This is a genomic window from Microbacterium sp. 13-71-7, assembly GCF_002257455.1.
Classification (GTDB): Bacteria; Actinomycetota; Actinomycetes; order Actinomycetales; family Microbacteriaceae; genus Microbacterium.
In genome coordinates this window covers 1-5,618 of sequence record NZ_NCKN01000242.1, presented here as the reverse complement: position 1 = coordinate 5,618, position 5,618 = coordinate 1, and the positions used below count along the sequence as shown (strand labels likewise).

The 5,618-nt window shown below is 72.9% G+C and carries 4 protein-coding genes; 3 read left to right on the top strand and 1 reads right to left on the bottom strand.

Going from position 1 to position 5,618, the window contains the following annotated elements:
- Positions 1-114: 114 nt before the first annotated feature.
- Positions 115-1,506 carry an MFS transporter gene (locus B7X32_RS17645; protein ID WP_292722605.1) on the top strand — a complete coding sequence of 464 codons (1,392 nt, stop codon included), beginning with the start codon at positions 115-117 and terminating at the stop codon, positions 1,504-1,506.
- A gap of 104 nt (positions 1,507-1,610) precedes the next feature.
- Here the strand turns inward: B7X32_RS17645 and B7X32_RS17640 are convergent, their stop codons facing one another.
- Positions 1,611-2,540 carry a LysR family transcriptional regulator gene (locus tag B7X32_RS17640; protein ID WP_292722603.1) on the bottom strand — a complete coding sequence of 310 codons (930 nt, stop codon included), beginning with the start codon at positions 2,538-2,540 and terminating at the stop codon, positions 1,611-1,613.
- Between the two features lie 77 nt (positions 2,541-2,617).
- Here B7X32_RS17640 and B7X32_RS17635 point away from each other — a divergent pair, with 77 nt between their 5' ends.
- A complete protein-coding gene (locus tag B7X32_RS17635) occupies positions 2,618-4,384 on the top strand; it encodes an FAD-binding protein (protein WP_292722601.1) in 1,767 nt (588 codons plus the stop codon).
- 134 nt (positions 4,385-4,518) lie between these two features.
- Positions 4,519-5,475, top strand: coding sequence for a helix-turn-helix domain-containing protein (locus B7X32_RS17630; protein ID WP_292722599.1), 957 nt, complete (start codon positions 4,519-4,521; stop codon positions 5,473-5,475).
- The last annotated feature ends 143 nt before the right edge of the window (positions 5,476-5,618 follow it).

Sequence of the window (5,618 nt, the reverse complement as noted above, 5' to 3'; positions counted from 1 at the left end):
GCACCCCCTGGGCTCCGCTGACGGGGACGACACGGGATGGGAATACCCCAGGGGGGTATTGCCGTTGGGTCCTTTCACGACGCCAGAACGGGCGTCCCGTCGAAAGGTCACCCCGTGTCCACCACCTCCCCCACCGCCGCACGCGCACGCACCGCGCCCCGCGGCCTCGCCCTGTCGCTCATCGCCGCGGCGCAGTTCGTCGTGATCATGGACACGTCGATCATCGGCGTCGCGCTGCCGGACATCCGCCGCGACCTCGGGTTCTCCCCTGACGCGCTGTCCTGGGTCTTCAACGCGTACGTGATCGCCTTCGGCGGCCTGCTGCTGCTCGGCGGGCGTCTCGCGGATCTCTTCGGCGCGCGCCGGATGTTCACGACCGGCTGGGTGCTCCTCCTGGCCGGATCCGTGGCCGCAGGGCTGGCCGCGAATCCCGCGATCGAGATCGCCGCGAGGGCCGTGCAGGGCGCCGGCGCCGCGCTCATCGCCCCGGCGGCGCTGACGCTGCTCATGACGACCTTCGGCGGCACCCCGCACCTCCCCCGCGCGTTCGCGGTCTACGGAGCGGCCGCACCCATCGGCGGCACCGCCGGCGTCTTCCTCGGCGGCGTGCTGACCGAATACCTCGGCTGGCCGTGGGTCTTCTACGTCACCGCGCCGATCGCGCTCGCCATCCTCCTGCTGACCCCGCGCGCGTTCGGGTCCTCGCCCCGCAGCACCGGCCGCATCGACGTCCTCGGCGCGGTGACGGGCACGGCCGGCCTCGCCCTCACCGTGTTCTCGATCGTCCGGGCGCCGGAGGCCGGCTGGGCGGACGCCGCCACGATCGCTCCGCTCGCCGTGGGCGTGGCCCTCCTGGTCGCGTTCGTGATCCGTCAGCTCCGCGCGGCCGAGCCGCTGCTGCGCCCCGGCCTGCTGCGCACTCCGCTGCTCGGCGGCGCGAACCTCGCCCAGCTGCTTCTCGGCGGCGCCTGGATCCCGATGTGGTTCTTCCTGAACCTGCACCTGCAGAACGTGCTGGGCGCCTCCGCCTTCGCCGCCGGCGCGGCGCTGATCCCGATGACGGCGCTCATCGTGGTCGGGATGACCGTGGTCGCCCCGCGCCTCGCCGCGCGCTGGGGAACGCTGCCCATGGTGACCATCGGCTTCGCGCTGCTCGCCGCGGGCGCGCTGTGGCTGTCCTTCGCCCGCCCCGGCGGCTCGTACCTCGTCGACGTGCTGCCGGCCTCCCTGGTCGCCGCTGCGGGCATGGCGTTCGCCTTCGTGCCGTCGCTCAGCACGGCGATCGCGAGCGCCCCCGTCGCGGAGTCGGGCGTCGCCTCGGGACTCGTCAACACGAGCTATCAGGTCGGCTCGGCCCTGGGTCTCGCGGTGCTCGCCGCGGTGTCGAGCTCCGTCGGCGCCGCGAACGGCGACGCAGCCGGATTCTCGGCCGCCTTCGCGGGAGCCGCCGCGGTCGCCGCCGCGGGAGCGATCGCCGCGCCGCTCACCCTGCGCGCCCGACGCTGACACCCCCTCCGCGCCCACCCCACCTTCGAGTCGTCCCCGTCAGCGCACCCCCTGGGCTCCGCTGACGGGGACGACGCGAAGGTGGAGGGCTGGAAGCGGCGGGGTCACACCGCCTTCGCGACGAAGTCGCCGGAGTCGACGAGGGCGTCGGCGGTGGCGATGATCGTGTCACGGAGCGCAGCGGCCGCCCGGGTCGGCGCCATGTCGGCACGGTGCGCCAGGCTCACCGTGCGGGTGAGCTTCGGCGAGGCCAGCGGCACGGCACGCAGTCCCGGACGATCGAGCGCGACCATCGCGGGGACGACGGCGACGCCCACCCCGCGCTCCACGAAGCGCAGCACGGTGTCCATCTCCGGTCCCTCCACGACGACCTCCGCGACGAGTCCGGTCCCGGCGAAGGCCGCGTCGGTCGCCGCGCGCAGCTCGTAGCTGCGCGGGAAGGCGATGAGCGGCAGATCCGCCACGGCCGCGAGCGCGATGGCCTGGCCGTGGCTCACGGGCGACTGCGCGGCCGAGGAGATCACCACGAGGTCCTCCTCCAGCAGCGGGGTGCGACTGAGGCTCACGGGCGAGGCCGCCGCCGCGTCCGAGGACGCGAGCAGCGCGAGATCCAGCGCCCCTTCGGCGAGCGCCGCGACCAGCCCCCGCGAGCCGCGTTCGGTGATCTCCAGCTCGATCCCGGGATGCGCGGCGCGGAACGCACCCACGACCTCGGGCACGATGCTCGCGCACAGCGACGGCGGGGCGCCGAGACGCACCCGCCCGCGGCGCAGGCCCGCGATCTCGGCCATCTCCCGCCGCACCGAGCCCGCGTCCGCGAGCATCCGGCGGGCGTACGGCAGCAGCACCTCGCCGGCCGCGGTGAGCGAGATGTGCCCGCGTGCGCGATGGAACAGCTCGGATCCGAGCTCCCTCTCCAGCGTCGAGATCTGCCGGCTCAGCGAGGGCTGCGCGAGATGCAGCTCCTCGGCGGCACGGGTGAAGTTGCCCAGCCGGGCGATCTCGACGAATCCGCGGAGCTGCTCGAGGTTCATGACCATAGCCTAGGCACATTCACTCCAGCAGAATTATGCATTGGAGTAATCACCGGCGGATTCTTAGCGTGGAAGTCATGACTGAGAACACCACCCGCGAGCGCCTCGTCTCCACGACCGTGCTCGTGATCGGCACCGGCGGATCCGGCCTGCGCGCGGCCATCGAGGTCGCAGAGCAGGGCGTCGACGTGCTGGCCGTCGGCAAGCGCCCGCGCCACGACGCGCACACCTCCCTCGCCGCCGGCGGCATCAACGCCGCCCTCGGCACGATGGACCCCCAGGACAGCTGGCAGCAGCACGCGGCGGACACCATCAAGGAGAGCTACTTCCTCGCCGACCCGCGCACGGTCGAGATCGTCACCCGGGGAGCGGAGGAGGGCATCCGCGACCTGGAGCGCTACGGCATGGGCTTCGCCCGCGAGGACGACGGCCGCATCTCGCAGCGCTTCTTCGGCGCGCACACGTTCCGGCGCACGGCCTTCGCCGGCGACTACACGGGCCTGGAGATCCAGCGCGCCCTCGTCGACCGCGCGGAGCAGCTCGAGATCCCCCTCCTCGACACCGTCTACATCACACGCCTCCTGGTCGACGACGTCCCGGGCCCCGACGGCGGCACGGTCCCCCGGATCTTCGGCGCCTACGGCTTCGACCTCGTCGACGGCACCCGGTACCTCATCCACGCCGACGCCGTGATCCTCGCCGCGGGCGGACACAACCGCATCTGGCGGCGCACGTCGTCCCGCCGCGACGAGAACACCGGGGACTCCTTCCGGCTCGCCGTCGAGGCGGGCGGGCGGATCCGCGATCCCGAGCTCGTGCAGTTCCACCCCTCCGGCATCATCGAGCCGGAGAGCGAGGCCGGCACGCTCGTGTCCGAGGCCGCGCGCGGCGAGGGAGGGATCCTGCGCAACGCGCTCGGCGAGCGGTTCATGCAGAAGTACGACCCGGAGCGGATGGAGCTGTCCACGCGCGACCGCGTGGCCCTGGCGGCGTACACCGAGATCGCCGAGGGCCGCGGTACCCCGAACGGCGGCGTCTGGCTGGACGTCTCGCATCTGCCCCGCGAGACGATCATGACCCGTCTGCCGCGGGTGTATCAGACGATGCTCGAGCTGCAGATGCTCGACATCACGAAGGATCCGATCGAGATCGCGCCGACCGCGCACTACTCGATGGGCGGCGTCTGGGTGCGTCCGGAGGACCACCGCACCGACGTCGACGGCCTCTACGCGATCGGCGAGGCCTCTTCCGGCCTGCACGGCGCGAACCGGCTGGGCGGCAACTCGCTCATCGAGCTGCTCGTGTTCGGGCGGATCACGGGTCGCGCCGCGGTCGCGCACGCCTACGGGCTCGACGCGCAGCACCGCTCGACCGACGCCGTGCGCCGGGCGAGGGCCGAGATCGACGACCTGCTGGCCGCCGACGGCCCGGAGAACGTGCGCGCCCTGCAGCGCGCGATCCGCGACACCATGACCGCGCATGCGGGCGTGGTCCGCGACGAGGAGGGCCTGCGCGCGGGCCTCGCCGAGCTCGACGCGATCGAGGAGCGGATGACGAGGATCGGGATCCACCCCGACATCGCCGGGTTCCAGGATCTGGCGCACGCCTTCGACCTGCGCTCCTCCGCGCTCGCCGCGCGCGCGACCGTCGAGGCGGCCCTCGAGCGCCGCGAGACCCGCGGCTGCCACAACCGCAGCGACTACCCCGCGATGGATCCGGCGCTCCAGGTCAACCTCGTCTGGTCCCCGTCCACGGGTGTCGTGCGCGAGGAGATCCCGTCGATCCCGGCCGAGATCGACGCGCTGATCCGCGAGGTCGACACCGCGGGCAAGCTCGTCGAGTAGCGCCTCGACGCGCACCGGCCGCGGGCCGGGCGGCAGGGATCCTCCCCGCCGCCCGGCCCGCGGTGGTAGAGTGCCTCAACGGATCGTATACAAAGTCGTCGATCCACCCCTGCATCTTCCCGAGGTGATCAGCCGTGGCAGCTATTCCCGTCGCTCCCGCAGAGTCCGTCTCGACGCTCGTCGCGCGCAACATCAGCGAGTTCCGCTCCGCCGTGTCCGACTCGTTCGTGCCGCTCCAGGTGAGCCGGGAGGGCGCCGAGCCGTTCCGCGGCCTGATCCGCGGCGCCTCCGTCGACGAGGTGCACGTCACGGACCTGCGCGCATCGCGCCACGTCGTGGAGCGCACGCCGGAGCTCATCGCGCGCGGCGACCGCTCGTACTTCAAGGTGAGCCTGATGCTGGCCGGCACGGGCCTGCTCATCCAGGACGATCGCGAAGCCGTGCTCACCCCCGGCGACCTCGCCGTCTACGACACGGACCGCCCCTACTCGCTCGTGTTCGACGAGGACTTCCGCACCATGGTGGTCATGTTCCCGAAGCACCTGCTGAGCCTGCCGCCGGAGATGGTCGGCCAGCTCACCGCCGTGCGGATCTCGGGACAGGAGGGCCTGGGCGGCATGGTCGTGCCGTATCTGCGCCAGCTCGCCACGAACCTCGACCAGCTCGCCGGCGCCACGGGCGCACGCCTCGCGCACAGCGCGCTCGACCTCGTCTCCACGGTGTTCACCCGCGAGCTCGGCCTCGACGAGGCCGCGACCGATCCGCACCGCGCGCTCATGCAGCGCATCCGCGGGCACATCGACCGCAACCTCGCCTCGACCGACCTCGCGCCCACCTCGATCGCCGCCGCGCACTTCATCTCCACGCGGCACCTGCACGGGCTGTTCCAGGAGCAGGGCACGACCGTGTCGACCTGGATCCGCACCCGCCGGCTCGAGCAGTGCCGTCGCGACCTGCTGGATCCGATCCTCGCCGACCGCCCCGTCGCCGCGATCGCCGCACGCTGGGGCTTCGTCGACGCCGCGCACTTCAGCCGCGCGTTCAAGACCACCTATGGCGTCTCCCCCAGCGAGTACCGCGCCACGCACTGACCGGGCGCCCCGCCATGCGCCCGCGCACCGCACCGTGCGCCCCGCGCCCGCGCACCGCGCCGTGCGCCCGCGCGCCGCGCCCGCGCACTGCGCCTGCCCTGCCCCACCCCGCGAGACTCCAACTGGGCGACGAGACTGCGCCT

Bases quoted from the DNA above. Each gene is read 5' to 3' on its own strand.
- B7X32_RS17640 (WP_292722603.1), bottom strand. From the start codon at position 2,540: ATGAACCTCGAGCAGCTCCGCGGATTCGTCGAGATCGCCCGGCTGGGC.
- B7X32_RS17635 (WP_292722601.1), top strand. From the start codon at position 2,618: ATGACTGAGAACACCACCCGCGAGCGCCTCGTCTCCACGACCGTGCTC.